Annotated in this window: 1 protein-coding gene; it reads left to right on the forward strand. The window is 66.7% G+C overall.

The genetic code is table 11. The annotated features are described in order from the left end of the window. Positions 1 to 210, forward strand: a 210-nt coding sequence (locus tag AWT75_RS21840; protein WP_161937801.1) for a hypothetical protein, incomplete at both ends; no start/stop codon positions are given.

Consider the following 210-nt stretch of genomic DNA (forward strand, 5'->3'; position numbering starts at 1 on the left):
GCTGTGCGTGCAGGGCCGTGCCCATGCCTGTACCGCTATTGCGCCGAGCGGCACATCCCGCACCAGCGTATCGGCCAAGCTGTTGCTGGCCAACACAGCTGCCGACATGCCGCTGTGCGTGCAGGGCCGTGCCCATGCCTGTACCGCTATTGCGCCGAGCGGCACATCCCGCACCAGCGTATCGGCCAAGCTGTTGCTGGCCAACACAGC

The organism is Aquitalea pelogenes (assembly GCF_001515305.1).
GTDB lineage: Bacteria > Pseudomonadota > Gammaproteobacteria > Burkholderiales > Chromobacteriaceae > Aquitalea > Aquitalea pelogenes.